The organism is Phaeobacter sp. G2, from assembly GCA_025163595.1.
In the GTDB taxonomy this organism is placed as follows: Bacteria; Pseudomonadota; Alphaproteobacteria; order Rhodobacterales; family Rhodobacteraceae; genus Pseudophaeobacter.
The window spans coordinates 4,107,403-4,131,928 of record CP104100.1 but is presented as its reverse complement, the minus strand read 5'-3'; the positions used below and the strand labels follow the sequence as shown (position 1 = coordinate 4,131,928).

Here is a 24,526-nt window from a genome sequence, read left to right as displayed (position 1 = left end):
CGCCCCTGCGACTGATTGGCCTAGGCGGTGATTTTCAACCAGTCGTTGGGCAGAATGTCGGGGTTGCTGAGCTTGGGGTCGCCAAACCAGTTGGTTGGCCCTGCCACACGTTTCTGTGCATTTTGGTTGAGCCATGCCGCCCACCAGGAAAACGAGCTATTGCCGATGATGTTGTGATTGCACAGGCTCATCAGGCGCATGTCTTCAAAATCGGTCTCCGGCCCGTTGAAATCCACTACCACCTTGCGGCAGGGCAGCGGCAGATTGGCCTTGGCCCAATCGGGATCATCGGAAAAGACATAGACGGTCGGCGCCGCATCCGGCAGGCCGTCTAGGATGCGGGCCAGGGCGGCCTCGTAATAGGCCTGATCACAGAGCACATGGGCCGCAAGCGCCACATAATCACCGCGCCGCACATGCAGGGAAATGGCAGGGCCAGAGGCAATTTGCGCAGCCATTTCCGCGTTTTGGCTGTTGCTGAAATCCGGGAAGGTGAAGGCGGACCGGGTCAGATCCGCGATGCCATGAAAATACTTCTCGCTTTGCCAATAACCGTGCAGGTAGCTGTCATCTCCCCAGGTTTCAAAGGCTGGATTGTAGCCAAGGCCGCGTTCGCGGCGAAACCGTGGTGCCAGCCTCAGCCCACGCCAGAGGGCATAGCGCAGCGGCGCCTGCTGTTTGAGCGGCGGCAGCTTGGCGGCGGGGGTGAGATCAAGATCAAACACCCGGGTAAGCACGCCCTCATTGCGCAGCTCGGCCCCGCGGCTGTCCAGCGCGACGGTGGTGTGCAACCGATGCGCCAGCGCGCGGGCGGCAGCATATTGAAACATCTGGTTGCCGAGACGACCGTGCAGACGGGCAGTGATCATGGCGGGTTCCTCATCAGATGGCAGGCAATAGGGCGCCTGTTCTCCATAGAGTGCTTTTGATCCGGTGACCAGTTTGCGCGGGTGCCCCAAGTGTTTCGCACGCGAAACACTAGCCGCGCGACGGGGTGGGGCGCTGATGCCAGCGGCTAAAGGGGCCGTGGTTGAATGCAGGATCTGGCGGTTCTGGCAATTTGGCGATGAACTCGATTGAGTGGCCGTCGGGATCTTTGCAATAGACCGATAGGGCAGGCATCCAGCCAATGACGGTGGGCTCGCTGATCTCCTCTCCTGTCAGTCCCAGAGGCTGAATGCCGCGCTGGCAGAGCTGATCACAGAGCCCGTGGATGTCCCGGGCGGCCATACGAAAGGCAAAATGCAGCTTCATGGAAAGCGGCGCGCTGCCCGTCTCCCAGAGGCCCAGCATGGCGGTTTCCGGGCTGCCGACCCAGTAAAAGGTCACCCGGCGTTGTGGCAGATCATGGGCCAGCTTCAGGCCAAGGATATCCTGATAAAAGGCCCGGGCACGCGTCAGGTTTGCAACCGGAATATGGGTTTCATACAGCCCAGTGATGGTGCCAGAGATCTGATCGGGCTGTCCTTTGCAGTCAGGGGCGGGGTCAGGGTGTTGCAGTTGATGTGATGTCATTGGTGTGCCTTTGATTGAGATGCATTTGACTGTGCTGTCTCAACCCGGCTTTAGGTCAAGGCACAATTTTAGTCATCTGTGCGACTTGACGGAGACGGGGAAACTGGCGTAAGCGAGGCGCGAGGTTTGGGTCTCCTGCCTGCCGCAGCCCGTTTTGAGGGCCATGGTGAAACCCTGAGAAGATCAAGACGACATCTATCGCTCAACCTATGGCGCGCTGGATGGCAATGCGGTGACCATCGTGACTTGCGTGCCCTTTATGGGACGAGAAACAGATGACTGATTTTTCTAATGTACCTTCAACGGATGCGTTGAAGCTGCAGGCAAAGCGCCTGCGTCAACAACTGAAAACGAGCGGCGTTGAGGTCGGCCATTCCAAATCTCTGGAATTGGTGGCGCAACAATATGGTGCCCGTGACTGGAATACCCTGCAGGCGCGGTCCTCAAACCGGTTGCAGCTGCGGGTTGGCGATCGGGTGCGTGGACGCTACCTCGGACAGGCCTTTATCGGTGAAATACGCGGGTTGTCCCTGATGGGGGATGGTGAACACCGCCAGGTCACGCTGCATTTTGACACTCCAGTCGATGTGGTGCAGTTCGAGAGCTTTTCGGCGCTGCGCCAGCGGGTCAAAGGGGTGATCGGTTGGGGGGGCTGTTCGCCACAGAAAACCTCTGATGGAGTGCCGCAACTTATTGTCGAAGGCCCGGCCTGAAGAGGGCATAGCCCTACAGGCTTTGAACTTGCGCGTTACAAAAAGGGGGAGCTCCCGCGCGTCGGCAGTGTTTCTGGCGAAACCCTTCCTCCCCTTGGGCCCGGCGCCGCGCTTTAGCGCGGCGCCGGGCCCAAGATCCGCCATTGTTCTGGCAAAGCCAGGACAGCGGCGGGACGCGGGAGAGCTAGCTTTCTTAAATTGGAGCTACCTTTTTTCAAATTGCGTCTGATCTGTGCAGACCAGGAAGCTGGGATAAGAGTTCGATGACAGACAAAAAGAAAGGTCGCCCCTTGGGCGACCTTTTAAAATGTCCGTCTCTGGCGAGACGGTCTTTATTCTGGAGTCCAGCCGCCGACGGCTTTCACCTCGAGGAAATCCTCAATCCCCCAGCTGCCGCCTTCGCGGCCATTGCCAGATTGTTTCATGCCGCCAAAAGGCGCGCCAGCACTGCGGGATTTGCCGTTGATTTCAACCATGCCAGAGCGCAGCACACGGGCCATACGGTTGGCCCGGGCGCTGTCTTGGGTCTGCACGTAGTTGGTCAGACCATAGGGGGTGTCATTGGCGATCTCGATGGCTTCCTCTTCGGTGTCAAAGGGAATCATGGTCAGAACCGGGCCAAAGATCTCTTCGCGGGCAACCACCATCTGGTTGTTGGCATCGGCAAACACCGTGGGTTTGACATAAAAGCCCTTATTCAGCCCGTCTGGGCGTCCGGTGCCGCCAGCAACCAGCTTGGCGCCTTCGTCAATGCCCTTTTGGATCAGATCCTGGATCTTGTTCCACTGCAGCTCATTCACCACCGGGCCGATATGGCGACCACTCTCGGAGGCGGGACCAACGGTAACCTTGGAGGCAACCTCGGCCGCTGTGGCAACTGCCTGATCGTAGATGCCTTTCTGAACCAGCATCCGGCTGGGGGCGTTACAGCTTTGGCCGGTGTTGTTCATCATGTGCAGCACGCCTCGCTTGACGGCCTTGTCATCGGCATCATCAAAGATCACGTTGGCGCCTTTGCCGCCGAGCTCCAGGTGCACCTTCTTCAGGGTGTCCGCTGCCGATTTGGAGATCGCGGTACCGGCGCGGGTCGAGCCGGTGAAGGAGACCATATCCACGTCAGGATGCGCGGTCAGCTGAGAGCCAACACCGGTGCCGTCGCCGTTGACCAGGTTGAACACCCCCTTGGGGAAGCCGGCCTCGTCCATCATTTCGGCAAAGAGCATCGCGTTGAGCGGGCTTTGCTCGGAGGGTTTCAGCACCATGGTGCAGCCGGCAACCGCAGCCGCACCGACTTTCAGCGTCACCTGGTTCATGGGCCAGTTCCACGGGGTGATCAGCGCCGCAACGCCAACGGCTTCGTGGATGATACGGTCATTTGGGGCGTGATCGCCCAGCGGCGCGTCAAAGTCATAGGCCTTGGCGGCGTTGATAAAGTTTTGCAGGTGATAGCTGCCGGCGCCAACCTGCTGGCTGCGGGCCATATCAATCGGGGCCCCCATCTCGATCGACATGGCTTGCGCCATCTCTTCGCTGCGCTTGCCGTAGATCTCGATCAGTTTCTCAACCAGGGCGATACGCTCGGCCACGGGTGTGGCCATCCAGCCTGGCAGAGCGGCCTTGGCGGCGGCAACAGCTGCGTCGGTATCAGCCTTGTCGCCCAACGAGATCACCGCACAGGCTTCTTCGGTTGAGGGGTCGATCACCTCAAAATCATTTGCCTGCGCGGGGGCAACCCACGCACCGTTGATGTAAAAGTCGCGTTTCTCAATCATGTCCGGTCTCCCATTCAGACGCAGAATCCGGCAGGCTGGCCGGACGTCAGATAGCAGTGTGTCACCGCGCTTCCGGAGGGGCAAGCGATCACCTGCAATAATTTGATCATATTATTCGAGAGAGAAACGGGCGCAAGCGAAGTTTCGCGAAGTACGGTGCATTCCGCCATAGTCTTTGCCTTTTGGGCTGGCCAATCCAGCCTCGGGCTGTAACGTTGCGGCATCACAGACAGCGGGCTGTTTTGCAGCCCGGACTAAACATGAGAGGAGACCGTCATGGGTTTGCGCATTAATGATGTCGTTCCGAATTTCACGGCTGACACCGACCAGGGAGAGATCAGTTTTCACGATTGGATCGGTGACAGCTGGGCCATCCTGTTTTCCCACCCCAAGGATTTCACCCCTGTGTGCACCACCGAGTTTTCCGCTGTTGCGCAGTTGAATGACGAATGGGCCAAGCGCGGCACCAAGGTGATTGGTGTTTCCGTTGATGGTGTTGAGGACCACAAAAAGTGGAAAGGCGACATCGAGAAATACGGCAATGCCGCCGCTGGCTTCCCGATCATCGCGGATGAAGGTCTGGCGGTCTCTAAAGCCTTTGATATGCTGCCCGCCGAAGCCTATATGCCCGACGGTCGTACCCCTGCCGATAGCGCCACTGTGCGTTCGGTCTTTATCATTGGGCCAGACAAACAGCTGAAGCTGTCGATGACCTACCCGATGTCCGTGGGGCGTAACTTTGCCGAAATCCTGCGCGCCCTGGACGGGTTGCAGATGGCGACCGGCAATGGCGTGGCCACTCCGGCCAACTGGGTGCCTGGTGAAGATGTGATCATCCCGCCCACTGTGTCGAACGAGGACGCCACAGCAAAGTTTGGCGAGTTCGAGACCATCTTCCCCTATCTGCGCAAAACCAAAGCGCCGGAATAAGACGCCGGAATAAGCTCCCTGGTAAGTGAACCGGGCAAGCAAGCCGATGAATAGAAATGAGCGGGCCAGTCAGTTTTGGCTGGCCCGCTTTTCTACCACTTGGGCAACCCGTCCCATGTCGCGCCGTCTGGATGCTGCTGTTTGGTTGGCATCGGCCACAAAAACGCTTATCCGGGAATGGTGTGGCTCTGAAGTGATCTGGAAGAGGAAAACAGGTGGCATCTCTTAAGCGTTGGATCGATCTCAAGCGAAACCCGTGGAAGGCGCCGCTGCACAAGGGGATGAAGGCCTGGAAAGCTGACAAGGCTTCGGATAGCCATCTGTTGCAGTATGACGACCTGCCTGAGCAGCCGGTTGTTCTGGATATCGGTGGCTATGAAGGCGGCTGGAGTGACGTGGTCCTGGCGGTTCGGCCTGCGGCGATCATTCATATTTTTGAGCCTCACCCAGGTTTTGCCAAAGAGTTGCGTCGCAAGTTTTCAGCCAATGCAAACATCACGGTCCACGAGTGTGCCATTGGCGCACAGCCGGGGCAGATAACGCTGAGCGATTCTGCGGATGCCTCCTCTGCCTTTGGGGCAAAATCCGGTCAGACCTATGTGGCCGAGGTCCGCTCGGTTGCGGATTTCTTTGCCGCGTCAGGTTTGCAAAGCGTCGATCTGGCCAAAATCAATATTGAAGGCGGGGAATACGATCTGTTGCCGGGGTTGATCGATACCGGGCTGATCGGGCGGATCAAACGGCTTCAGGTGCAGTTTCACCTGTTTGATCCCTCGTGGAGCGCCGATCGCGACGCCATTAGAAAGCAGCTGGATGCAACCCATTCCTGCGCCTGGTGTTATACCTTCGTCTGGGAGGAATGGCGCCTGAAATAGGCGCTGTCAGGGCAGCTTTTCAGGTCAGTTTTTCAGGCCCATATTAAAGGCCCGTATTAAAGGTCAGTCTCTTTGCGGCCGGGTTGAAACCTGCGCCCGGTAGAGGCTGCGTTTGAATTCGCGGCCCAGCTTACTGCCGGATTTGCGTTTTTGAATGGTGGAGCCGCCAAGGGCCTCTGTCTGTTCCGAGACCCCATTGGGCAGGATGGTCTGGATTTGCTGCTGATGAATCCAATGCATCTGCAAAAAGGTATCTACGGGGCGGTCCAGCTGTTCGGTGGCCGCCAGCAACCGCTTGGCAGCGGCGCGACCCACGATCTGTGCAACGGTTTGCAGGCCGATGACCCTGGGCAGGAATAGCTTGCTCTCCCCCTGCTGCGCGTGTTGCGCCACAGGCACCTCCCGGCGCTTGGCTGGCAGCCGGATAAAGCTATCGGTACTGGCCTGTTCTGTGATCAGCATCAGCACATCAGCCCAGAGAGAGTGGTCAAGCGCCAGATCATCTTCGACAATTAGGGCATAGTCCCAACCTGCATCGACAATGCGCTGCCAACAGCGCCGATGCGACAGAAAGCAGCCGATTTCTCCGGGGGAGAGGCGGAAAGGGTAGCTTGGCTTGTGCAGATCACCGGGGTGCAGGATGTCACTGACCTCCGCAGCCACCGCGCGCCCGTTCACGGCCTCAATGACTTCGGCATCGGGGAGCGTAAACAGCAGGTGCTCCACATTGGCGGCACGTTTGCCGCTGCCAGGCATATGAATGATCAGCGAATGCATGGGCTGCATCTACCGCAGAAAGGCGCGTTAGAAAAGCGTTCTGACTGCCAGGCGGAATCGCGTGTGGACTCACCGGGGTGGCGGGGAGTGGCGGGGAGGCCCCTGTAAGCAAAAAGGCCCCCGAGCACTGCTCCGGGGCCTTTCCTAATTGTCATAAGACGGGATTAGTCTTCTTTTTTCTCAGGAGCCATTTCTTCGCCGGTTTCCTGATCGATCATTTTCATCGACAGACGCACCTTGCCGCGATCGTCGAAGCCCAAGAGCTTCACTTTCACTTCCTGACCTTCCTTCAGAACATCCGAAGGGTGGTTCAGGCGGCGGTTTTCGATCTGGGACACGTGCACCAGGCCGTCGCGCTTGCCAAAGAAGTTCACAAAGGCACCAAAGTCGACAATTTTGACAACTTTACCGGTGTAGATTTTGCCTTCTTCGGGCTCGGCCACGATCGAATAGATCATGTCGTAGGCTTTCTTGATCGAGTCGCCGTTGGGCGATGCGATCTTGATGATGCCTTCGTCATTGATGTCGACCTTGGCGCCGGAGACTTCAACGATCTCACGGATGACCTTACCGCCGGACCCGATCACTTCACGGATCTTGTCGGTGGGCACCTGCATGGTCTCGATGCGGGGCGCGTGGATCGAGAAGTCCGCAGCACCGGACAGCGCTTTGTTCATCTCGCCCAGGATGTGGATACGGCCAGCTTTGGCCTGCTCCAGGGCTTTTTCCATGATCTCGGGCGTGATGCCTGCGATCTTGATGTCCATCTGCAGCGAGGTGATGCCTGCTTCGGTACCGGCCACTTTGAAGTCCATGTCGCCCAGGTGATCTTCGTCGCCCAGAATGTCGGACAGGATCGCATAAGAACCGTCGTCTTCCAGGATCAGACCCATGGCAACACCAGCAACCGGTGCTTTCAGCGGAACGCCCGCATCCATCATCGACAGGGAGCCACCACAAACGGAGGCCATCGAGGAGGAACCGTTGGATTCGGTGATCTCGGAGACCACGCGGATGGTGTAGGGGAAGTCGGTTGCCGCAGGCAGAACCGCCTGAAGCGCACGCCATGCCAGCTTACCGTGACCAATTTCACGACGGCCGGGGCCGCCCACACGACCAACTTCACCAACCGAATAGGGAGGGAAGTTATAGTGCAGCAGGAAGTTGGATTTGAAGTTGCCGTGCAGCGCGTCGATGAACTGCTCGTCGTCGCCGGTGCCCAAAGTGGTCACAACCAGACCCTGGGTTTCACCACGGGTGAACAGGGCAGAGCCGTGGGTCCGTGGCAGCAGGCCGGTTTCAGACACGATGTCGCGGATTTCGTCGGTGGCACGGCCATCGATACGCTTACCGGTTTTGACAACGTCGCCACGCAGAATGCCAGCTTCCAGCTTCTTCATCGCCGAGCCAAGGTTGGCATCGTCCAGCTGCTCTTCGTTCAGAGCGGCCTTGATGGTTTCGCGGGCAGCGGCAACAGCACTGGTGCGCTCTTGCTTGTCGCTGATTGCAAAGGCAGCGCGCATTTCGGTTTCACCGGCAGCTTTTACCGCTTCAAACAGATCTGCATAATCCGGTGCTGCAAAGTCAAACGGCTCTTTTGCCGCGTCTTCCGCCAGCGAGATGATCAGGTCGATCACCGGCTGAATGGCGTCATGGGCGAATTTAACCGCGCCCAGCATTTCGGCTTCCGACAGCTCATAGGCTTCGGATTCAACCATCATCACCGCGTCTTTGGTGCCGGCAACAACCAGATCCAGGCGCTGTTCAGGGTTCAGGCGCAGGTCCTGCATGTCGTCAACGGTTGGGTTGAGGACGTATTCGCCGCCTTCAAAACCAACGCGGGCCGCTGCGATTGGACCCATGAAGGGCGCACCAGACAGGGTCAGCGCGGCGGAGGCCGCGATCATTGCAACCATGTCCGGGTCATTGACCAGGTCGTGGCTCAGCACGGTGCACATGACCAGAACTTCGTTTTTGAAGCCGGGAACAAACAGCGGGCGGATCGGACGGTCGATCAGGCGCGCAGTCAGTGTTTCTTTTTCGGTTGGGCGCGCTTCGCGCTTGAAGAAACCGCCGGGTACTTTACCCGCGGCATAGTATTTTTCCTGGTAGTGGACTGTCAGAGGAAAGAAGTCCTGACCGGGCTTTTGCTTACGGGCAAAAGTCACGTTGGCCATAACGCTGGTTTCACCCAGTGTGGCGATGACAGAGCCATCAGCCTGACGGGCAACCTTGCCCGTTTCCAGTGTCAGCGTCTCTTCGCCCCACTGCATAGATTTTTTCGTAACGTTGAACATGTCAGCATCCTAATTGGGAGCACTCCCAGGCGGATCCCGGGTCTCCCGTTGCATATAGCGGCCGCATTGCCGCCGGCTTCTTCCATCTTTATTTCGCGTGTCGAAGCCAAGCACGTGTCTCAGATAGGCCGCCCATACATGAGATTGGCCCGAAAAGAAAGCAAAAGAGCCGGTTGCTGTCTCTTGTGGCCCTTCGCACTGGCGATATAGTATCAGGATGAGAGGACGACCTCCCTCACAGTGGTGGGACAGCGCAGGGGACGGCCCCGATCACAGGCATCCCGTGGGGCAGGACAACAGGTATCTCATGCGCAGTACAGCAGACAGAATTCGCCACGCGATCAGCTTTGAGGTAATAGGATTATTGGCGGTGACACCGCTTGGGTCCTGGGTTTTTGGCATGGAGATACATGCGATTGGTGTGGTGGTTCTGGCCGGAGCGAGCCTCGCGACTGTTTGGACCTATATCTATAATTTGGGCTTTGACCACGCCATGTTGCGGTGGCTTGGCCATTGCCGCAAATCGCCGCTGATGCGGGTTTTGCACGCGCTGTTGCTGGAGGCCGGGTTGCTGGCAGTTTTGCTGCCCTTTACCGCTTGGTATTTGCAGATTGGGCTATGGACCGCCTTGATCATGGATCTGGGTTTTTCCGGGTTTTACCTCGTCTACGCCTTTTGCTTTAACTGGGCCTATGATGTGATCTTTCCCGTCCCGAGGCAGCCCATCCGTGACTAAAGCGTTTGGCCCGCTTGGGTGAAGCTGCTGGCGATGTGTTGCAGCGCTGCCTGGTTTGCCTTGTAAAAGACCCAGTTCTTGATCTTTTTCGAGCTCACCAATCCGGCCTGTTCCAGGTTTTTCATATGGCTGGTCACTGTCGGTTGGCTGAGGCCGGTTTTGTCGGTGATAAAGCCAACACAAACGCCATCCTCCACCAGGTCGCCATCGCGCTGCGGCGGAAAATGGCTTTGGGGATCCAGCAGCCATTCCATGATCTGAACCCGATGTGGGTTGGCCAGGGCACGCAGCGCGGCAAGGTGGGTGACAAGCGACTTGTTCATATAGTAAATCTTCTATATAGAATATTTTCGATATTGCATCGAATAGGACGAGATTGCCATGAATGAAGATCAGTTGCTACAGGAAGCCGACAGGCGCGGCCGCGACTATGTGGCGGGGGCAGACGCACGTCGGGTTTTCCCCCGTGATCAGGATGTTGCGGCGCTTGCGGGATTTGATGAGACCCTGACAGACCAGGGGCGCCCGGCGGCGGAAACCATTGCCTTGATGGATGATCTTGGCTCCCCGGCCACGGTGGCCTCCAACGGGCCGAACTATTTTGGCTTTGTCATTGGTGCCAGCCTGCCTGTGGCAGCAGCGGCGGAACGTCTGGCGATAGCCTGGGATCAATGCGCCTCGACCGAGGATGGCAGTCCGGCGGCCTATGCCCTGGAACAGCAGGCCAGCAAATGGCTGTTGGATATTCTGGATTTGCCGCGCAGCAGCGCCGTGGCCTTTGGTACCTCTGCCACTGCTTGTGGGCTCAGCTGTTTGGCCGCTGCCCGGGCCGCGCTGTTGGCGCGGCAGGGGTGGGACGTGGTAAATGACGGGCTGCATGGGGCGCCGCAGGTCAAGGTTGTGGTGCCTGCCAACACCCATGTCACCGTGCGTAAGGCGCTGCAGGTGCTGGGCTTTGGCTGGAACCAGGTGATCAAGGCGCCGGTGGATGATCAGGGGCGGATCCTGCCGGACCAGTTGCCCGACATGGATGCCGCAACCCTGTTGGTGTTACAGGCCGGCGAGGTCAATACTGGCGAGTTTGATGATTTTGCCGCGATTATCCCTGGCGCCAAATCCGCGGGGGCCTGGGTGCATGTGGATGGGGCCTTTGGGCTTTGGGCCCGGGCTGCGCCGGGATTGCGCGACTTGACCAGAGGGATTGAGGGCGCCGACAGCTGGACAACCGATGGCCATAAATGGCTCAACACGCCTTATGACGGCGCAATGGCCATTTGCCGTGATCCCCAGGCGCTGGCCCGGGTGATGAACAGCGATGCGGCTTATTCCACTGCCTCGGCAGATGCGCAGAAAAACCTAACGCTGGAGTTTTCCCGCCGGGCGCGGGGTATTCCGATCTGGGCAGCTCTGCGCACCCTGGGCAAGGCAGGCGTCGCAGATCTGGTTACGGGCCATCACAATCAGGCCCGTCGCATTGGGGCTGCCCTGGAGGCTGCAGGGTTTGAGGTGTTGAACCGGGTCGTGCTCAATCAGGTCTTGGTGCGCGGTGGGGATGACGCTGCGACCGAGGCCATTTTGCAGAAAGTACAGCAAAGCGGCACTTCTTGGTTTGGGGGAACCATCTGGCAGGGCCGCCCGGCTTTTCGCATCAGCCTCTCTTCTTTCCGCACCCAGGACAGCCATGTGGATCAGCTTATCTCTCTGCTGGTCAGGATCGGCGCAAATGGCGCGGGCTGACTGAATAGCGCAGAGGAGGGCGGGGCGATCCTTATACCGCGGTCTGTTTGAACTTTGGCAGTCGCACCTTGCGCGTGGCGGGGCCATAGACAGGTCCCAAGGGCTGGGCCGGGCTGGTTTTTGCTCTGGTGCGTTTCAGGATCAAAGGCTTGAAATCGCCTTTTTGCATGGATCTGTGCAGGCTCAGTGAAAAGGTCAAGGTACGTCTCCTCGTAGTTGTTGTACGACCTGAGTACCTGATTTCTTTGCCCCGGCTAAGATATGCAGGGGGAGGTTTTGGGGAGCGATAGGGGCAGGGTATATCCAAAAGTGTAGGGGGCGGCGGCGCATTGGGAGATGTTCTGCACCGTGCTGCCGCCGCCAGCGCTATGATCACCTGTCTGGCAAAGCCTGCCCCTGCCGAGGCTTTTCGCCGCGGGCCAGCGTTGCGGCCTCGGCCCGGTCGAGACTCGCCAGAGCCTGTTCCAGACTGTCGCCCCTGGCTTTGGTTTTGAGCCAGACCCTGAGGCAGGAGGCTGGCGACCAGGGCAATTTGGCGCTCTGCATCCACAGGCGCAGGTCGCGCGGCAATTGATCGTAGACCTGCATCGGATCTTCGCGGCGTCGGCGGCGTTTTACCCGCGTTTCGCCCAGGTTACGTTTGGCCATATGGCGGAGAGGGTGAGGTTGCATGAGTACACAAGTGTTATAACGTATCAGAACCTCTTACCGCTCGGTCCCACCCGATGCAAGCGCGCCTGAGCCGGGGGTAGACAAAAGACAAAAAAAACGCCCGCTCAAATCTGAGCGGGCGTTGATAATCCAGAAGGATTGGTATTCTTAGCGGCGGATGCCAAGGCGTTTGATCAGGTCCTGGTAACGGGCCACATCTTTGCCTTTGGTGTAGTCCAGCAGCTTCCGACGCAGAGCAACCATTTTCAGAAGGCCACGACGACCGTGGTTGTCTTTCTTGTGGGTTTTGAAGTGCTCGGTCAGGGTGTTGATGCGCGAGGTAAGGATAGCAACCTGGACTTCGGGCGAACCGGTGTCGCCTTCTTTGGTTGCGAATTCTTTCATCAGGCGTGCTTTTTCTTCAGCTGTGATCGACATCGGGGTCTCCTTTAAAAGGTTAGAGTGATGGCACAGGCCGGGATGTCGTCCAGCGCAGGCCCATGGAGTAGAAACCGCCGCGAATCCCTTGGGAAGCCGAGGCAGATGCGGGCGTATAGGCGGAACTGTAAGAAAAGGCAAAGCAGAACTGCAATTGCAGCCAAAACACCTGCCTTTTCCGGGCTAGATCATCCGGCCTTACCTATCTGCCATGCGGCCCGACCAGTCTAGACTGTGAGGCCAAGCTGGGCATCCACCAAAGCAATATCCCCAACGCTCAGCCCTTCGGCCCCGGTGAGGCGCAAAACCTCTGCTCCGTTGACGCGAATGATCTGCTGGTCGGGGTCGTCACTGTCTGGCTCAATCGAAATCTCGGGCTCGGGTTCGCTGTCCGGGTTCCAGAACACCACCAGCTGATCCTCAGCGCTGTCAAAATCCATCAGCTGGACAGCTTCGCCGCTGCCAGCCAGATCTTCGGCCCAGATCTCATCGGCTCCGTCGCCGCCAGTGACGATATCGCCTGCTCCGGCAACCAGTGTATCGTCGCCATCGCCGCCATTGAGGTAATCCACGTCGGTGCCATCATCGGCGCCCCAGACAAAATCATTTCCCACGCCACCAAACAGGCTGTCCTGACCGGCGCCGCCTTGCAGACTGTCGTTGCCGTCATTGCCGTGAAGGGCGTCGTTGCCGTCCTCACCGTTAAGCGAATCATCCCCTTGGCCGCCATGGCCCTGATCATCGCCACCGCCGCCTATCAGCGTATCGGCACCAAAATGGCCAAACAGGCTGTCGCTGCCTGCGCCGCCTGCCAGGCTGTCATCACCGTATTCGCCGTGCAGCAGGTCAGCGCCGCTGCCGCCCATCAGCGTGTCGTCGCCCGTCCCGCCGTGCAGCCTGTCGTCGTCGGCGCCGCCGTCAATGGAATCACTGCCGCCATAGCCGTTAATCTGGTCATCGCCGTCTTCTCCGAGGAGCTCGTCGTCGAAGTCGCTGCCGCCAAGGATATCCGCAATCTCGGAACCGGTGAGCTGGTCACCATCATAGATCAGTCGCCGTCCTGTATCGCTGCCGGTGTCGCCAGTGTCATCAGGATCGGTTGAATCGCCACTTCCCGTGTCGATAAAATCGCAGATCTCAAGCCCCTCGTCGGTGCCGCTGGTTTCACCATCAAGAAATTCATCTGCAGGGATGGTTGGGACATCGTCGGGGTAATTGGGATCAGAGCCGCCGCCAGTGGTTTGGGCCTCGTCGGCGTCATCCGTTGGCCCGTCGTCACCAAAATCCAGCAGGGCGGCACCGCCGATTCCCATGAGACCCAACAAGCCTGCAATCCACAACATGGCATCTCTCCAAAACCGGCCAGGGCAGAGCGCAACCAGACCGTTCATTTGTGATCAGTTTGCCATATTTTCCCTAATTGTATCCAAACAAATGGAGCACATCGGTTAATGTCACTTTTCGCCAGACTTCAATGGCTTGGCGAAATACCGGTGATAGAGCCACCGTTAAAAATGCATTAATCCCAGCGCAGGGGGCGCTGGCTATAGGCAATATAGAGCGGGTGTTTGGGGTGGCCATGCTTGCTGAGACCCAGGTGGTGCAACGGTCTGCCACTGGCGCGCAGTAGGGTCTCGATCTCGGCGCCCTGGTCGCGGTGGACGCCGTGGGTGCCCCAGGCGCAGATCACCATATCGGCCCAGTCCAGCCCCTTGAGGATCGCCGCCCTGTTGTCGGGGCCTTCCGGATCAGCGGCGCTGCGCATCACCTTTGGATCAGTGGCGCGGATGGCAAAGATATTGGTGGCCTGAAACCCACCAAAGCCCAGGGCGCGGGCGCGCCGTTCGCAGCGCTCGATGGTGGGGTCGTTCTGCACTTCGGTCGCCTTGGAGGGGTTCAGCATGACAAACATCACCCGCTGCCCCGCCGGGTCCCAGACACGGGTGAGGCTGTAGCGAAAGGTCTCGCAATCGGAATAGACGGCGGTAGAGGGCGCGTCGCCCTTGGTATGGCTGCGGGTGATCATGGCGCTGTCCTGCCAGTCCCGTCGTCGCGAGGCAAGCCCAGCCGTTAAGAGCGGGCTTGCCCGGGGCGGCTTCAGTCGGGCTGTACGAACACCCTGGAGGGATGCAGCTCGCCCGCCTTGTAGATGCCCACGGCGACGGCCTTGCCATCCAGCGAGGCCCAGGCTTCATCGCCGTATTCCAGGTCTGAGGCCAGCACCATGCCGGGGTTGCCATTGCGCAGACGGGTGGCGCCTTCGGGGGTGCATTTCAGCTCGGGCAACTCGGCCAGTCCCTCTTCCAATGGGCGCAGATGGCTGTCCAGCTCTGGGGTGCGCTCCATGCGCAATACCTCGTCCAGGGTCAGCCCATCGGCGGCCTCAAAGGGGCCGGACCAGATGCGGCGCAGCACTTTTACATGGCCATGGCAGCCCAGCGCGGCGCCCAGATCACGGGCGATGGAGCGCACATAGCCGCCTTTGCCACAGGTCATTTCCAGCACCACGTGATCGGCGTCGGGGCGATCCACCAGCACCAGCTCTTCGACCCACAGGGGCCGGGCGGCGATTTCAAAATCCTCATCGCCGTCGCGGGCCAGTTTATAGGCGCGCTGACCGTCGATTTTGACGGCAGAAAACTTGGGCGGGATTTGCTGAATATCGCCAATGAACTGCGACAGGGCCTCTTTGATTTCATCGTCACTGGGCCGTGCTTCGCTAGAGGCAATGACTTCGCCCTCGGCGTCATCGGTATTGGTGGCCTGACCCAGCCGCACGGTAAAGCTATAGGCCTTTAGCGCATCGGTAATATAGGGAACGGTCTTGGTGGCTTCCCCCAGGGCAATGGCCAACACGCCGGTGGCTTCGGGATCCAGAGTGCCTGCATGGCCGGCCTTCTTGGCCTCCAGCGCCCAGCGCACCTTGTTCACCACGGCGGTGGAAGTCAGCCCGGCGGGTTTATCCACCACCAGCCAACCCGAAATATCGCGGCCTTTGCGTTTGCGTGCCATGCCTGTTCCCTAAATTCTAGTGAGGCGCGCGGCCTATCCCAAGGAAGAAGCCCTGTCAATTCTGCTGTCGCTGACTGGGCAGGCCTCCCCTGGGCGCTGGTGGTCTACTCAACCACGCCCACAATGGGCCCCATCATGAAACCCGCATCACTGCGTCCGATCTGCGGCGCATGCAGCCGCGAGATATTGCCATCAAAATAAAGCGCGCTGGGCAGCTGCAGGTGGTCGCGAAACAGGCTGCCAAACTGGTGAAAGGTCACCGCGTTGCGTGAAATGGCAAAAACCACGCGGCTGCCATCGGCTGAGGTGCCAACGCCGTTGCGGATGTAGGCAGAGGTCGAATTGGGCAGAAACCGCGGGTGCAGCTCGCCGTCGATCACCAGCATTGGACCCGATTGGGTGGCTGATCTGCAGCTGATGCCGGCATCGCGAAAAGCCAGGGTTTCAAACACATCGGCGCGCCCCTGGCGCAGGCAGAACACCCCATTGGGCAGCAGGCCAAAGTTGCCAGGGCCGGCATTGGGGATCAGCCGCATTTCTTGCTTGCCGTCTTCGATATACAGGCCAACAGGGGCGCGATTGGCGTGATACATCCCGGCATTGGTGGCAAAGACCAGCTCTTTGCCTTCCGATTTCAGCGCCTTTGCGATGTTGGAGAAATGGCCAAACACCTGGTCTTTGTCGTCGCGCAGGAACAGTTTCAGCTGGGCCCGGGTCGCATCAACGTCGCAGATCGTATAGCGATTGCCTTCGTAGCTGAGATCGCTGCAGCTGACCGCGCTGCTGTCGCCGGCGTTTGCCGGCCCAACGATAGGCCCGACCACTGGCAAGACCCAGAGGGCCGCCAGCAGTATGAGAGCCCTAAGGATCAATCCTCAAGATCGCGGCGCACCGCGTCTTGTTCCAGCATCCGCCGGGTGGCATCCATCTGATCATAGGTAAGATCCAGCTGGAACCGCAGATCGGGTGTGTATTTCATCCCCAGCTTCTTACCCGCTAGGGTGCGCAACTCCCATTTGTTGCGGGCCAGCAGCTTGAGCAGATCCTCCTGCCCCTTGCCGCCCAGAGGCAGCACATAGGCGGTGGCGATACGCAGATCCGGGGTCACCCGGACCTCGCCAACGGTGATCGACATGCGATTCAGCTCGGGATCGTGCAGCTCGCCACGGGACAGGACTTCGGACAGGGTCCGGCGGATCAGCTCGCCGACGCGCAGCTGCCGTTGGGAGGGGGCGCGCCCCTCGGGAGATTTGTTCTTTGCCATATCTTGGATCTAAGCCGAAACCACCCCTTTGCCAAGTCATCGCCAAGCGGGTAGGAGAAAACCAGCAGAGTTTTTCTACGATCCATCCATCCAAGGGCGAGGACCACAGCAATGACCGAGACACCAGGCATCGTGATTACAGGGGCTTCTGGCCGTATGGGGCAGATGTTGATCAAGACGGTTCTGGACAGCGACAAGGCACGGCTTGTTGGGGCAGTGGAACGCGCGGGCCATGCCTGGGTTGGTCAGGATCTGGGGCTTGCCATGGGGGGCAGCGCCATTGGTGTCGTGGTCACCGATGATCCGCTGGAGGCCTTTTCAAAGGCCCAGGCGGTGATTGATTTCACCTCACCGGAGGCGACGCTTGCCTTCTCCAAACTGGCGGCGCAGGCAAGGGCGGTGCATGTGATTGGCACCACCGGCATGTCCGAGGCGCAGATCGCCCAGCTGGAACCCGCAGCACGCCATGCGGTTCTGGTGCGGGCCGGCAATATGAGCCTGGGGGTCAATCTTTTGGTACAGCTGACCAAAAAGGTCGCCGCAGCCCTGGATGAGGATTTTGATATTGAGGTGATCGAGGCCCATCACCATCACAAGGTCGACGCGCCCTCGGGCACCGCGCTGATGCTGGGCGAGGCCGCCGCCGAGGGGCGCGGTGTGACCCTGGCGGATGTCTCGGACTCTGGGCGTGATGGCATTACGGGCGCGCGCAAGCGCGGCGATATCGGGTTCAGCGCTATCCGGGGTGGTGACATCGTCGGGGAGCATGACGTGCTGTTTGCCGCCGCTGGGGAGCGCATCGTATTGCGCCACATGGCCACTGACCGGGCGATCTTTGCCCGTGGCGCTTTGAAAGCCGCGTTGTGGGGCCAGGATAAGGCACCGGGCGAATATGACATGCTGGATGTTCTGGGGCTTTGACAGGCCAGGTTGCAGGGGCGGCCTTTGCAGGCCGCTGCCTCCGGCGGAGGTATTTTTAGAAAGATGAAAGCCCTAGTCTATTGATCTGGATATGGGCTTTGTCGCCGGGATCAGAGTGAGGCGGTCTCGTTAAATCCCTCAAAACCCTGGGTGGTTTCCACCACTGAGGCCTCATAATGGGCAATGAGTGGCATCACCAAGGGTTCGACGTCTTGCGCCCAGACCGGACCGTCGTAGAAGGCCTGTTTGATTGCATCGCGGTGTTCAAGGTTTTGAAAGGCGCGCATCCAATGGACTTTGTCTGGATCGTCGAGGTCGCGCAGTGGGCCAAAGACCAACATGCCGGCCTCGCGCAGAGCGGCGCGGTTCATCTCTTCAAAGACCTTAATAGAGGTCTCGCGCTGGCCTGGGTGCAGGGTGTAGCGGCGGATTTCCAGAATCATCAGCGGTGATCCTTGCAAAAACAGGGCATCAAAAGTCGATGGCGATGCCTTTTTTCTCCCAGTCGCCGTAGCGGGCCGGGTCCAGGCCGTCGCGCCCGCCCAGCTCTACCGGTGGCTTGGCTTTGGCCTCTGCGGCTTTGCGCCGTTCGGCGGCTTCTGCCAGGGCGCGCTGGGCGGCGGCGGGCAGATCGGGATCAATGGTTGGTTCAGCCTGTTTGGCGGGCGGGGTTTCGGCGCTCATGGCGGGTTCCTTTATGCTGTGGCCATGATATACGCCCCTTTTTGGTGGGGACAAGCCACCTCTGGCGTCGGCGCTGTGGCAAGCGGGGCGCGCGTCTATGCCAAGGAGAGCAGCAATGTCCGATGGAACTCAGGCCCGCCGTACGGTGATCTATCTTTTGGATCAGGTTCTGGGTGAAGGGCGCCTTCTGGCGGAGTGTTATGCGGCGGGCGCCTTGGAGCGTCTGACGCCTGAGGATCGCGCCCGGACCCAGCGGTTGACCCTGCAAACCCTGCGCAGCCTGGAACGCGCCGATCGGGTGCTGCAAAAACACCTGAAGAAATCGACACCGCTGACCGTACAGAATGCGCTGCGTCTGGGCGCGGTTGAGCTGTGCCACGGGGCGGCGGCGCATGGCGTGGTGAACGATATGGTGGCAATTATCTCTAAGCATCGCCGCCATGGACAGCTGAAAGGCCTGGTCAACGCGGTTTTGCGCAAAGTGGCGGAGCAAGGCCCGGCGGAATGGGCAAAGCTGCGGGTGCCGCGCCTGCCCAAATGGCTGCGCAAGCCCCTGGCGGAGGCCTGGGGGGCTGAGGCGATGCTGGAGATCGAGGCGGCGCACTATGCCGGGGCGCCCCTGGATATCACCGGCAAGCCGGGCGCGGATCTGACGCCGTTGGGCGGGACTGCCCTGGCGACAGGATCACTCCGGTTGCAAGAGGCCGGTCAGGTTTCGGCCCTGGCCGGCTATGGTGCAGGTGACTGGTGGGTGCAGGATGCTGCCGCCGCCTTGCCCGCCCAGATGTTGCAGGCCAAAGCGGGCGAGCGGGTGCTGGATCTCTGTGCTGCTCCTGGGGGCAAGACCATGCAGATGGCGGCCAGCGGTGCCAGCGTGACGGCTGTTGATACCTCGGCCGCCAGGATGGAACGGTTGCAGGAAAACCTCACCCGGACCGGGCTGACAGCTGATCTGGTTGTGGGGGATGCGCTGGAGCAGGACGGGCAGTTTGATGCGGTGTTGCTGGATGCGCCTTGTTCGGCAACCGGCACTATTCGCCGCCACCCGGACCTCCCCCATGCCAAAGACGGCAGCGCCTTTGGTGCGCTGATCGAGTTGCAGGCGCAGATGCTGGCCCATGCCTGGAGCCTGGTAAAACCCGGTGGGCGCATGGTGTTTTGCACCTGTTCGTTGCTGCCGGATGAGGGCGAGTGCCAAGTTGAGGAGGCGCTGGAGATGTTCCCGGATATGACCGTAGACCGCGATGTGCTGCCGCCGCTGGGGATTGATCCGGCCTGGATCACCGAAGAAGGTGGCTTGCGTCTGCGGCCAGACTATTGGCCCCAGCAGGGCGGGATAGACGGGTTTTACATGGCGCTTTTGCGCAAATCTGCCTAGGGCTGCACCGTGAGGTCGCTTTCATCGGTGACTTGATGCGCCAAGGCGGCTATCCTTTTGCCAAAACGTCGGCCAATCACAGGCACACAGGCGTGAGGCAGAGAGCATGTCCAGATACGACAGAGTAGCGGGTCGCGGGACTCGCATGATGAATAGGCTATACGCCTGGCGCGCCCGCAAGCAGCCAGCAGCCACCGGGTTTGTCTCGCAACCCGAACCTCGCACCATTGGCAGTTTTGCCCGTGGCCGTCAGCTGGTGGCGGGCAATCTGCTGTTTGCCGGCTATCTGGTCGAATCAGAAACCACCGGCCTGTGGGACGTCAACGCACCGGATGCGGCCTTTGAGGCGGAACGTCAGGGCTTTGGTTGGCTTGATGATCTGGCGGCGGTTGGCGATATCAAGGCACGGGTCAAGGCGCAGAAATGGGTCTGGGGCTGGATCGAAACCCATGGCGCAGGCAATGGGCGAGGGGCGGCTTTGGCCTGGTCGCCGGATCTGACCGGCCGCCGGGTGATCCGCTGGATCAACCATGCTCTGTTCCTGCTCAGCAGCAAAGACCGCGCCGAGACCGAAGTGTTCTATCAGTCCCTGTCGCAGCAGACTTGGTTTCTGTCCCAGCGCTGGCAGGGAGCCTCGCCGGGATTGCCCCGGTTTGAGGCCCTGACAGGTCTGATCTATGCCGGTTTGGCGCTGCAGGGCCGCGAAGAGCTGGCGGATCCGGCGATCCGGGCCCTGGCGGCGGAATGCGAGCGCCAGATAGATGCCGAGGGCGGCGTGCCGACGCGCAATCCCGAAGAGCTGCTGGAAGTCTTTACCCTGTTGACCTGGGCCGCCGCCGCCCTGCATGAGGCCGGTCGCACGGTGCCTGCGGCACAGACAGCGGCGATCGAGCGGATTGCCCCGGCACTGCGCACGCTGCGTCATGCGGATGGCGGGCTGGCGCGGTTTCATGGTGGCGGGCGTGGCTTGGAAGGCTGGCTGGATCATGCCCTGGCGGCCAGCCACGTGACAGGAGATCACCGTGACGGGCTGGCTATGGGGTATGCTCGTCTGGCGGCGCGCAGAACCTCTGTGGTGATTGATGCTGCGGTGCCCCCACAGGGTGCGGCCTCCAGCAATGGCCATGCATCGACACTGGCGTTTGAACTGACTTCGGGGCGGCGGCCTTTGATTGTCAACTGCGGCTCGGGAGAGACCTTTGGTCTGGAATGGCGTCGCGCCGGACGGGCAACGCCGTCGCATTCAACCCTGTGTCTGGCAGGGCATTCCAGCGCCCGGCTGGCGGCTCCGGATCGCACCACTGGCCAGGAACTGCTGGTGGAAGGCCCCGGCGAGGTGCAGGTCGCTTTGGATGAGCAGGCCGAAGGTCATCGCTTTCAGGGCGGGCATGACGGCTATCTGCGAGGCTTTGGCCTGACCCATGCCCGCACTCTGGAGCTGTCGGATGATGGTCGCAGCCTGTCTGGCGAAGATCTGTTGGTGGCCATCGAAGATCCGGCCAAACGGGTCTTTTCCAAGGTGCTTGATCACTCGGGCGCCAAGGGCGTCGGGTTTGAGCTGCGCTTGCATCTCCACCCTGAGGTGGATTCTGCGCTGGATCTGGGGGGCTCGGCGGTGTCGATGGCACTGAAGAGCGGCGAGATTTGGGTGTTTCGCCACGACGGCAGCTGCGATTTGAAGCTGGAACCCAGTGTTTATCTGGAAAAAACGCGATTAAAGCCTCGTGCGTCAAAGCAGATCGTTTTATCTGGTCGCGCAATCGAGTATGCGACACGCGTCCGGTGGACGCTCAGCAAGGCGCAGGAGACTGCGATTGCCGTGCGCGACCTGAATCGGGATGAGCCCGAAATTTTTGACTGAGCCTAATGAGCCTGTAAAGGACCGCCCTGCCATGACCGACCAGACCCCCATCCGCCGCGCCCTGCTTTCCGTATCCGACAAGACCGGTCTCATCGACCTGGGCAAGGCGCTGAGCGCCCGCGGCGTTGAGCTTTTGTCCACCGGTGGGTCTGCCAAGACCCTGCGCGAGGCGGGCCTCACGGTCAAAGATGTGGCCGATATCACCGGCTTTCCTGAAATGATGGATGGCCGGGTGAAAACTCTGCACCCGATGGTGCATGGCGGGCTGCTGGCGCTGCGCGACAATGCCGATCACGTCAAAGCCATGGACGAGCACGGCATTGGCCCCATCGACCTGTTGGTGGTGAACCTCTACCCGTTTGAGGAAACCGTCGCCAAGGGTGCCGACTATGACACCTGCATCGAAAACATCGACATCGGCGGCCCGGCGATGATTCGCGCCGCTGCAAAAAATCATGGTGATGTGACCGTGGTGGTGGATGTGGCCGACTATGATGCGGTCCTGGCTGACATGGACCAGAACAACGGGGCCACCGACCCCGCATACCGCCGTAAGCTGGCGCAAATCGCCTATGCCCGCACCGCGGCCTATGACGCGGCTGTATCCACCTGGCTGGCTGGCGCGCTGGAGCTGGAAGCGCCCCGTCGCCGTGCCTTTGCCGGTGAGCTGAAACAGACCCTGCGCTATGGTGAGAACAGCCACCAGAAAGCGGCCTTTTACACCGATGGCACCGACCGCCCCGGCGTTGCCACCGCGCAGCAGTTGCAGGGCAAGGAGCTCTCCTACAACAATATCAACGACACCGACGCCGCCTATGAGCTGGTTGCCGAGTTCGACCCGGCTGAAACCGCCGCCGTGGCCATCATCAAGCACGCCAACCCCTGCGGTGTGGCCAAGGGCGCCACGCTGACAGAGGCCTATCAAAAGGCCTTTGATTGCGACCGCACCTCTGCCTTTGGTGGCATTGTGGCGTTGAACCAGCCGTTGGACGCAGAAACCGCCACCAAAATCGTCGAGATCTTCACCGAGGTGGTGATTGCCCCCGGTGCCTCGGATGAGGCCAAGGCGATCTTTGCCGCCAAGAAAAACCTGCGCCTGCTGCTGACCGATGGTCTGCCAGACACCCGCGTGGCCCAAACCGCCTACAAACAGGTTGGCGGCGGTGTTTTGGTGCAGGACAAGGACGTGGGCTATGTCGGGCTGGATGATCTGAAGGTTGTCACCGAAAAAGCACCGACCGAGGAACAGATGCAGGATCTGCTCTTTGCCTGGAAGGTTGCCAAACACGTCAAATCCAACGCCATCGTCTATGTCAAAGGCAATGCCACCGTTGGCGTCGGTGCCGGCCAGATGAGCCGCCTGGACAGTGCCAATGTGGCCGCTTCCAAGGCGCAGCGCATGGCGGATGAGCTGGGCCTGGACGAAAGCCTCGCCAAAGGATCGGCTGTGGCTTCAGACGCCTTCTTCCCCTTTGCGGATGGCCTGCTGGAAGCGGCGGCTGCAGGCGCGACCTGCGTGATCCAGCCCGGTGGCTCGATGCGCGACGATGAGGTGATCGCGGCAGCCAATGCCCAGGGCATCGCCATGGTCTTTACCGGCATGCGCCACTTCCGTCACTAAACCAGACACGAGCAAAACATGGCAGCAGCACGTATGATATTTTGGGGCGCCTTCTGGGCCTTTCTGTTGGATCAGGCCAGCAAATACCTGGTCATCCACTGGATGGGCCTGTCACGGCGTCTCAGCATTGATGTGCTGCCGCCCCTGCTGAATTTTCGCTATGGCGAAAACACCGGCATTAATTTTGGCTTGTTTGGCGATGGCACCGAGAGTGCCCGTTGGATTTTGATTGCTCTGTCGCTGGCGATTTGCCTGGCGCTGGTGCTTTGGATTGGGCGCGGGCGCGACAAGGGCGCCCTGATGCAGGTCTCGGCGGGGCTGGTCATTGGCGGTGCGCTTGGCAATGTCGCCGATCGTCTGCTTTATGGCTATGTGCTCGACTTTCTCAACATGTCCTGTTGTGGGCTGAACAATCCCTATGTCTTTAATCTGGCGGATGTGTTCATCTTTGCCGGAGCAGCGGGTTTGATCCTGTTTGAGGGGCGCATCAAAAAGCCTGCGTGACCTCCATTGGGAAATAGGCTAAAACCGCGTTGAAACTGTCGGGAGTATTGGGGAAATGCGAATTCCTCTGGCGATTATCGGTCTGATTTGTGCTGTGGCTGTATCTGGCTGCGGCCGAAAAGAGCTGCGGGATATCCGCAGTACCGGCACCGGACCGGATGAGTTCCTTGTCTTGCCGCCCAAACCTTTGAGCGCCCCTGAGAACTATACTGCCCTGCCAACCCCAACCCCGGGTGGGCAAAACCGCAGTGATGTGAACCCGCAGGCCGAGGCTGTTGTTGCCTTGGGAGGCAAACCTGCTGCCCTGCTGCCCGGCAACGCGATCCCTGCCAGCGATTCTGGTCTGGTCACCGCCTCCAGCCGCTATGGCGTGTCTGCGGATGTGCGCCAGGTGCTGGCCAGCGAGGACGCAGCTTTCCTCAAACGCAGACGTCGCGGTGGGCGGATCAAGATTGCGCCTGTTGATCGCTACGAACAGATCTATTCCAAACAAACGCTTGATCCCTTTGCGGCCAATGAAGCCTTTCGCCGGGCTGGGGTTGCAACACCTTCGGCACCGCCCCGGAACGAAGAATAACGGCGTTTTCTCTACTGAAATGGGTTTGATTGACCTGGCTTGATGGGGCTGCTTGCGCGGCCCCGTATGCGTTAGCGGGTCTGTCTGGCGCTGCTGTCTCGGCTGCTTCATTTCCCGGTGTTTCATCTATGATTCACCCGGTCTTGCTACCGTCATGACGACGGAAATTGGGCTGGAAATGGGCTGGGGCAAGAGGCTCTGCCAGTATTCACCTTTGCGAGAGTGTCGCTTGCGCCCAGATGTCAGGGGCGTAGGTTGAATAG

At 59.9% G+C, this 24,526-nt stretch carries 27 protein-coding genes; 11 read left to right on the top strand and 16 right to left on the bottom strand.

The window, feature by feature from the left end:
- Positions 1 to 20 precede the first annotated feature (20 nt).
- Together N1037_19645 and N1037_19640 are read right to left on the bottom strand one after the other, a co-directional pair.
- Complete coding sequence (locus N1037_19645; GenBank protein UWS79427.1) at positions 21 to 869, bottom strand: alpha-1,2-fucosyltransferase; 849 nt, start codon at positions 867 to 869, stop codon at positions 21 to 23.
- A gap of 109 nt (positions 870 to 978) precedes the next feature.
- Positions 979 to 1,515: a VOC family protein gene (locus N1037_19640; GenBank protein ID UWS79426.1), complete on the bottom strand. Its 537-nt coding sequence runs from the start codon at positions 1,513 to 1,515 to the stop codon at positions 979 to 981.
- 275 nt (positions 1,516 to 1,790) lie between these two features.
- Here N1037_19640 and N1037_19635 point away from each other — a divergent pair, with 275 nt between their 5' ends.
- Complete coding sequence (locus N1037_19635; GenBank protein ID UWS79425.1) at positions 1,791 to 2,228, top strand: glyoxalase superfamily protein; 438 nt, start codon at positions 1,791 to 1,793, stop codon at positions 2,226 to 2,228.
- Positions 2,229 to 2,560: 332 nt separating this feature from the next.
- On the opposite strand, the gene N1037_19630 is transcribed toward N1037_19635, so the two are convergent.
- Entirely contained in the window at positions 2,561 to 4,000 is a 1,440-nt protein-coding gene (locus N1037_19630; protein UWS79424.1) for an aldehyde dehydrogenase family protein, read from the bottom strand.
- A 276-nt stretch (positions 4,001 to 4,276) separates the two neighbouring features.
- On the opposite strand from N1037_19630, the gene N1037_19625 reads away from it, so the two are divergent.
- Both N1037_19625 and N1037_19620 read left to right on the top strand, forming a co-directional pair.
- Positions 4,277 to 4,930, top strand: a complete 654-nt coding sequence (locus N1037_19625) for a peroxiredoxin (protein UWS79423.1) — start codon at positions 4,277 to 4,279, stop codon at positions 4,928 to 4,930.
- A gap of 215 nt (positions 4,931 to 5,145) precedes the next feature.
- A complete protein-coding gene (locus tag N1037_19620) occupies positions 5,146 to 5,805 on the top strand; it encodes an FkbM family methyltransferase (protein UWS79422.1) in 660 nt (219 codons plus the stop codon).
- A gap of 63 nt (positions 5,806 to 5,868) precedes the next feature.
- Here the strand turns inward: N1037_19620 and N1037_19615 are convergent, their stop codons facing one another.
- Positions 5,869 to 6,582: a glycosyltransferase family 25 protein gene (locus N1037_19615; GenBank protein UWS79421.1), complete on the bottom strand. Its 714-nt coding sequence runs from the start codon at positions 6,580 to 6,582 to the stop codon at positions 5,869 to 5,871.
- 164 nt (positions 6,583 to 6,746) lie between these two features.
- Positions 6,747 to 8,879, bottom strand: a complete 2,133-nt coding sequence (pnp, locus tag N1037_19610) for a polyribonucleotide nucleotidyltransferase (GenBank protein ID UWS79420.1) — start codon at positions 8,877 to 8,879, stop codon at positions 6,747 to 6,749.
- Positions 8,880 to 9,186: 307 nt separating this feature from the next.
- Here pnp and N1037_19605 point away from each other — a divergent pair, with 307 nt between their 5' ends.
- A complete protein-coding gene (locus N1037_19605) occupies positions 9,187 to 9,615 on the top strand; it encodes a PACE efflux transporter (protein UWS79419.1) in 429 nt (142 codons plus the stop codon).
- On the opposite strand, the gene N1037_19600 is transcribed toward N1037_19605, so the two are convergent.
- Complete coding sequence (locus N1037_19600) at positions 9,612 to 9,938, bottom strand: helix-turn-helix domain-containing protein (GenBank protein ID UWS79418.1); 327 nt, start codon at positions 9,936 to 9,938, stop codon at positions 9,612 to 9,614. The two genes, N1037_19605 and N1037_19600, sit on opposite strands and share 4 nt — an antisense overlap.
- Before the next feature lie 58 nt (positions 9,939 to 9,996).
- Here N1037_19600 and N1037_19595 point away from each other — a divergent pair, with 58 nt between their 5' ends.
- A complete protein-coding gene (locus N1037_19595) occupies positions 9,997 to 11,352 on the top strand; it encodes a pyridoxal-dependent decarboxylase (protein UWS79417.1) in 1,356 nt (451 codons plus the stop codon).
- A 31-nt stretch (positions 11,353 to 11,383) separates the two neighbouring features.
- Here the strand turns inward: N1037_19595 and N1037_19590 are convergent, their stop codons facing one another.
- The 8 genes from N1037_19590 to rbfA all read right to left on the bottom strand — a co-directional run bounded on the left by N1037_19590 (position 11,384) and on the right by rbfA (position 16,717).
- Positions 11,384 to 11,551, bottom strand: a complete 168-nt coding sequence (locus N1037_19590) for a hypothetical protein (protein UWS79416.1) — start codon at positions 11,549 to 11,551, stop codon at positions 11,384 to 11,386.
- Positions 11,552 to 11,724: 173 nt separating this feature from the next.
- Complete coding sequence (locus N1037_19585) at positions 11,725 to 12,024, bottom strand: DUF6525 family protein (GenBank protein ID UWS79415.1); 300 nt, start codon at positions 12,022 to 12,024, stop codon at positions 11,725 to 11,727.
- 147 nt (positions 12,025 to 12,171) lie between these two features.
- Complete coding sequence (gene rpsO / locus N1037_19580; GenBank protein UWS79414.1) at positions 12,172 to 12,441, bottom strand: 30S ribosomal protein S15; 270 nt, start codon at positions 12,439 to 12,441, stop codon at positions 12,172 to 12,174.
- Positions 12,442 to 12,668: 227 nt separating this feature from the next.
- Positions 12,669 to 13,784 carry a calcium-binding protein gene (locus tag N1037_19575; protein UWS79413.1) on the bottom strand — a complete coding sequence of 372 codons (1,116 nt, stop codon included), beginning with the start codon at positions 13,782 to 13,784 and terminating at the stop codon, positions 12,669 to 12,671.
- 176 nt (positions 13,785 to 13,960) lie between these two features.
- A complete protein-coding gene (locus N1037_19570; GenBank protein ID UWS79412.1) occupies positions 13,961 to 14,467 on the bottom strand; it encodes a DUF1643 domain-containing protein in 507 nt (168 codons plus the stop codon).
- A gap of 71 nt (positions 14,468 to 14,538) precedes the next feature.
- Entirely contained in the window at positions 14,539 to 15,453 is a 915-nt protein-coding gene (gene truB / locus N1037_19565) for a tRNA pseudouridine(55) synthase TruB (protein ID UWS79411.1), read from the bottom strand.
- A 104-nt stretch (positions 15,454 to 15,557) separates the two neighbouring features.
- A complete protein-coding gene (locus tag N1037_19560; protein UWS79410.1) occupies positions 15,558 to 16,277 on the bottom strand; it encodes a phosphodiester glycosidase family protein in 720 nt (239 codons plus the stop codon).
- Positions 16,278 to 16,321: 44 nt separating this feature from the next.
- Positions 16,322 to 16,717 (bottom strand): 30S ribosome-binding factor RbfA, encoded by a 396-nt coding sequence (gene rbfA, locus N1037_19555; protein ID UWS79409.1) that lies wholly within the window; start codon positions 16,715 to 16,717, stop codon positions 16,322 to 16,324.
- A 111-nt stretch (positions 16,718 to 16,828) separates the two neighbouring features.
- Between rbfA and dapB the strand changes: the two genes are divergently transcribed.
- Complete coding sequence (gene dapB, locus N1037_19550; GenBank protein ID UWS79408.1) at positions 16,829 to 17,638, top strand: 4-hydroxy-tetrahydrodipicolinate reductase; 810 nt, start codon at positions 16,829 to 16,831, stop codon at positions 17,636 to 17,638.
- 110 nt (positions 17,639 to 17,748) lie between these two features.
- On the opposite strand, the gene N1037_19545 is transcribed toward dapB, so the two are convergent.
- Together N1037_19545 and N1037_19540 are read right to left on the bottom strand one after the other, a co-directional pair.
- Positions 17,749 to 18,081 carry an antibiotic biosynthesis monooxygenase gene (locus tag N1037_19545; GenBank protein UWS79407.1) on the bottom strand — a complete coding sequence of 111 codons (333 nt, stop codon included), beginning with the start codon at positions 18,079 to 18,081 and terminating at the stop codon, positions 17,749 to 17,751.
- A gap of 28 nt (positions 18,082 to 18,109) precedes the next feature.
- Positions 18,110 to 18,322 (bottom strand): DUF1674 domain-containing protein, encoded by a 213-nt coding sequence (locus tag N1037_19540; GenBank protein ID UWS79406.1) that lies wholly within the window; start codon positions 18,320 to 18,322, stop codon positions 18,110 to 18,112.
- 115 nt (positions 18,323 to 18,437) lie between these two features.
- On the opposite strand from N1037_19540, the gene N1037_19535 reads away from it, so the two are divergent.
- The 5 genes from N1037_19535 to N1037_19515 all read left to right on the top strand — a co-directional run bounded on the left by N1037_19535 (position 18,438) and on the right by N1037_19515 (position 24,263).
- The gene (locus N1037_19535; GenBank protein ID UWS79405.1) at positions 18,438 to 19,700 is read left to right on the top strand and encodes a methyltransferase domain-containing protein; all 1,263 of its coding nucleotides are present in this window, start codon (positions 18,438 to 18,440) and stop codon (positions 19,698 to 19,700) included.
- 106 nt (positions 19,701 to 19,806) lie between these two features.
- On the top strand, positions 19,807 to 21,561 hold the full coding sequence (locus tag N1037_19530; GenBank protein UWS79404.1) for a heparinase II/III family protein: 1,755 nt from the start codon (positions 19,807 to 19,809) through the stop codon (positions 21,559 to 21,561).
- 31 nt (positions 21,562 to 21,592) lie between these two features.
- Entirely contained in the window at positions 21,593 to 23,182 is a 1,590-nt protein-coding gene (gene purH, locus N1037_19525; protein ID UWS79403.1) for a bifunctional phosphoribosylaminoimidazolecarboxamide formyltransferase/IMP cyclohydrolase, read from the top strand.
- 18 nt (positions 23,183 to 23,200) lie between these two features.
- Positions 23,201 to 23,686, top strand: coding sequence for a signal peptidase II (lspA, locus tag N1037_19520; protein ID UWS79402.1), 486 nt, complete (start codon positions 23,201 to 23,203; stop codon positions 23,684 to 23,686).
- A 55-nt stretch (positions 23,687 to 23,741) separates the two neighbouring features.
- The gene (locus tag N1037_19515; protein ID UWS79401.1) at positions 23,742 to 24,263 is read left to right on the top strand and encodes a DUF3035 domain-containing protein; all 522 of its coding nucleotides are present in this window, start codon (positions 23,742 to 23,744) and stop codon (positions 24,261 to 24,263) included.
- The last annotated feature ends 263 nt before the right edge of the window (positions 24,264 to 24,526 follow it).

What these genes read in the sequence shown, in the direction of transcription:
- N1037_19635 (UWS79425.1), top strand. Translation starts at nt 1,791, where the DNA reads ATGACTGATTTTTCTAATGTACCTTCAACGGATGCGTTGAAGCTGCAG.
- N1037_19640 (UWS79426.1), bottom strand. Translation starts at nt 1,515, where the DNA reads ATGACATCACATCAACTGCAACACCCTGACCCCGCCCCTGACTGCAAA.
- N1037_19595 (UWS79417.1), top strand. Translation starts at nt 9,997, where the DNA reads ATGAATGAAGATCAGTTGCTACAGGAAGCCGACAGGCGCGGCCGCGAC.
- N1037_19570 (UWS79412.1), bottom strand. Translation starts at nt 14,467, where the DNA reads ATGATCACCCGCAGCCATACCAAGGGCGACGCGCCCTCTACCGCCGTC.
- N1037_19530 (UWS79404.1), top strand. Translation starts at nt 19,807, where the DNA reads ATGTCCAGATACGACAGAGTAGCGGGTCGCGGGACTCGCATGATGAAT.
- N1037_19535 (UWS79405.1), top strand. Translation starts at nt 18,438, where the DNA reads ATGTCCGATGGAACTCAGGCCCGCCGTACGGTGATCTATCTTTTGGAT.
- pnp (UWS79420.1), bottom strand. Translation starts at nt 8,879, where the DNA reads ATGTTCAACGTTACGAAAAAATCTATGCAGTGGGGCGAAGAGACGCTG.
- N1037_19600 (UWS79418.1), bottom strand. Translation starts at nt 9,938, where the DNA reads ATGAACAAGTCGCTTGTCACCCACCTTGCCGCGCTGCGTGCCCTGGCC.
- N1037_19605 (UWS79419.1), top strand. Translation starts at nt 9,187, where the DNA reads ATGCGCAGTACAGCAGACAGAATTCGCCACGCGATCAGCTTTGAGGTA.
- N1037_19545 (UWS79407.1), bottom strand. Translation starts at nt 18,081, where the DNA reads ATGATTCTGGAAATCCGCCGCTACACCCTGCACCCAGGCCAGCGCGAG.
- dapB (UWS79408.1), top strand. Translation starts at nt 16,829, where the DNA reads ATGACCGAGACACCAGGCATCGTGATTACAGGGGCTTCTGGCCGTATG.
- N1037_19515 (UWS79401.1), top strand. Translation starts at nt 23,742, where the DNA reads ATGCGAATTCCTCTGGCGATTATCGGTCTGATTTGTGCTGTGGCTGTA.
- truB (UWS79411.1), bottom strand. Translation starts at nt 15,453, where the DNA reads ATGGCACGCAAACGCAAAGGCCGCGATATTTCGGGTTGGCTGGTGGTG.
- N1037_19630 (UWS79424.1), bottom strand. Translation starts at nt 4,000, where the DNA reads ATGATTGAGAAACGCGACTTTTACATCAACGGTGCGTGGGTTGCCCCC.
- N1037_19540 (UWS79406.1), bottom strand. Translation starts at nt 18,322, where the DNA reads ATGAGCGCCGAAACCCCGCCCGCCAAACAGGCTGAACCAACCATTGAT.
- N1037_19615 (UWS79421.1), bottom strand. Translation starts at nt 6,582, where the DNA reads ATGCATTCGCTGATCATTCATATGCCTGGCAGCGGCAAACGTGCCGCC.
- N1037_19585 (UWS79415.1), bottom strand. Translation starts at nt 12,024, where the DNA reads ATGCAACCTCACCCTCTCCGCCATATGGCCAAACGTAACCTGGGCGAA.
- N1037_19625 (UWS79423.1), top strand. Translation starts at nt 4,277, where the DNA reads ATGGGTTTGCGCATTAATGATGTCGTTCCGAATTTCACGGCTGACACC.
- rbfA (UWS79409.1), bottom strand. Translation starts at nt 16,717, where the DNA reads ATGGCAAAGAACAAATCTCCCGAGGGGCGCGCCCCCTCCCAACGGCAG.
- lspA (UWS79402.1), top strand. Translation starts at nt 23,201, where the DNA reads ATGGCAGCAGCACGTATGATATTTTGGGGCGCCTTCTGGGCCTTTCTG.
- N1037_19575 (UWS79413.1), bottom strand. Translation starts at nt 13,784, where the DNA reads ATGTTGTGGATTGCAGGCTTGTTGGGTCTCATGGGAATCGGCGGTGCC.
- rpsO (UWS79414.1), bottom strand. Translation starts at nt 12,441, where the DNA reads ATGTCGATCACAGCTGAAGAAAAAGCACGCCTGATGAAAGAATTCGCA.
- purH (UWS79403.1), top strand. Translation starts at nt 21,593, where the DNA reads ATGACCGACCAGACCCCCATCCGCCGCGCCCTGCTTTCCGTATCCGAC.
- N1037_19645 (UWS79427.1), bottom strand. Translation starts at nt 869, where the DNA reads ATGATCACTGCCCGTCTGCACGGTCGTCTCGGCAACCAGATGTTTCAA.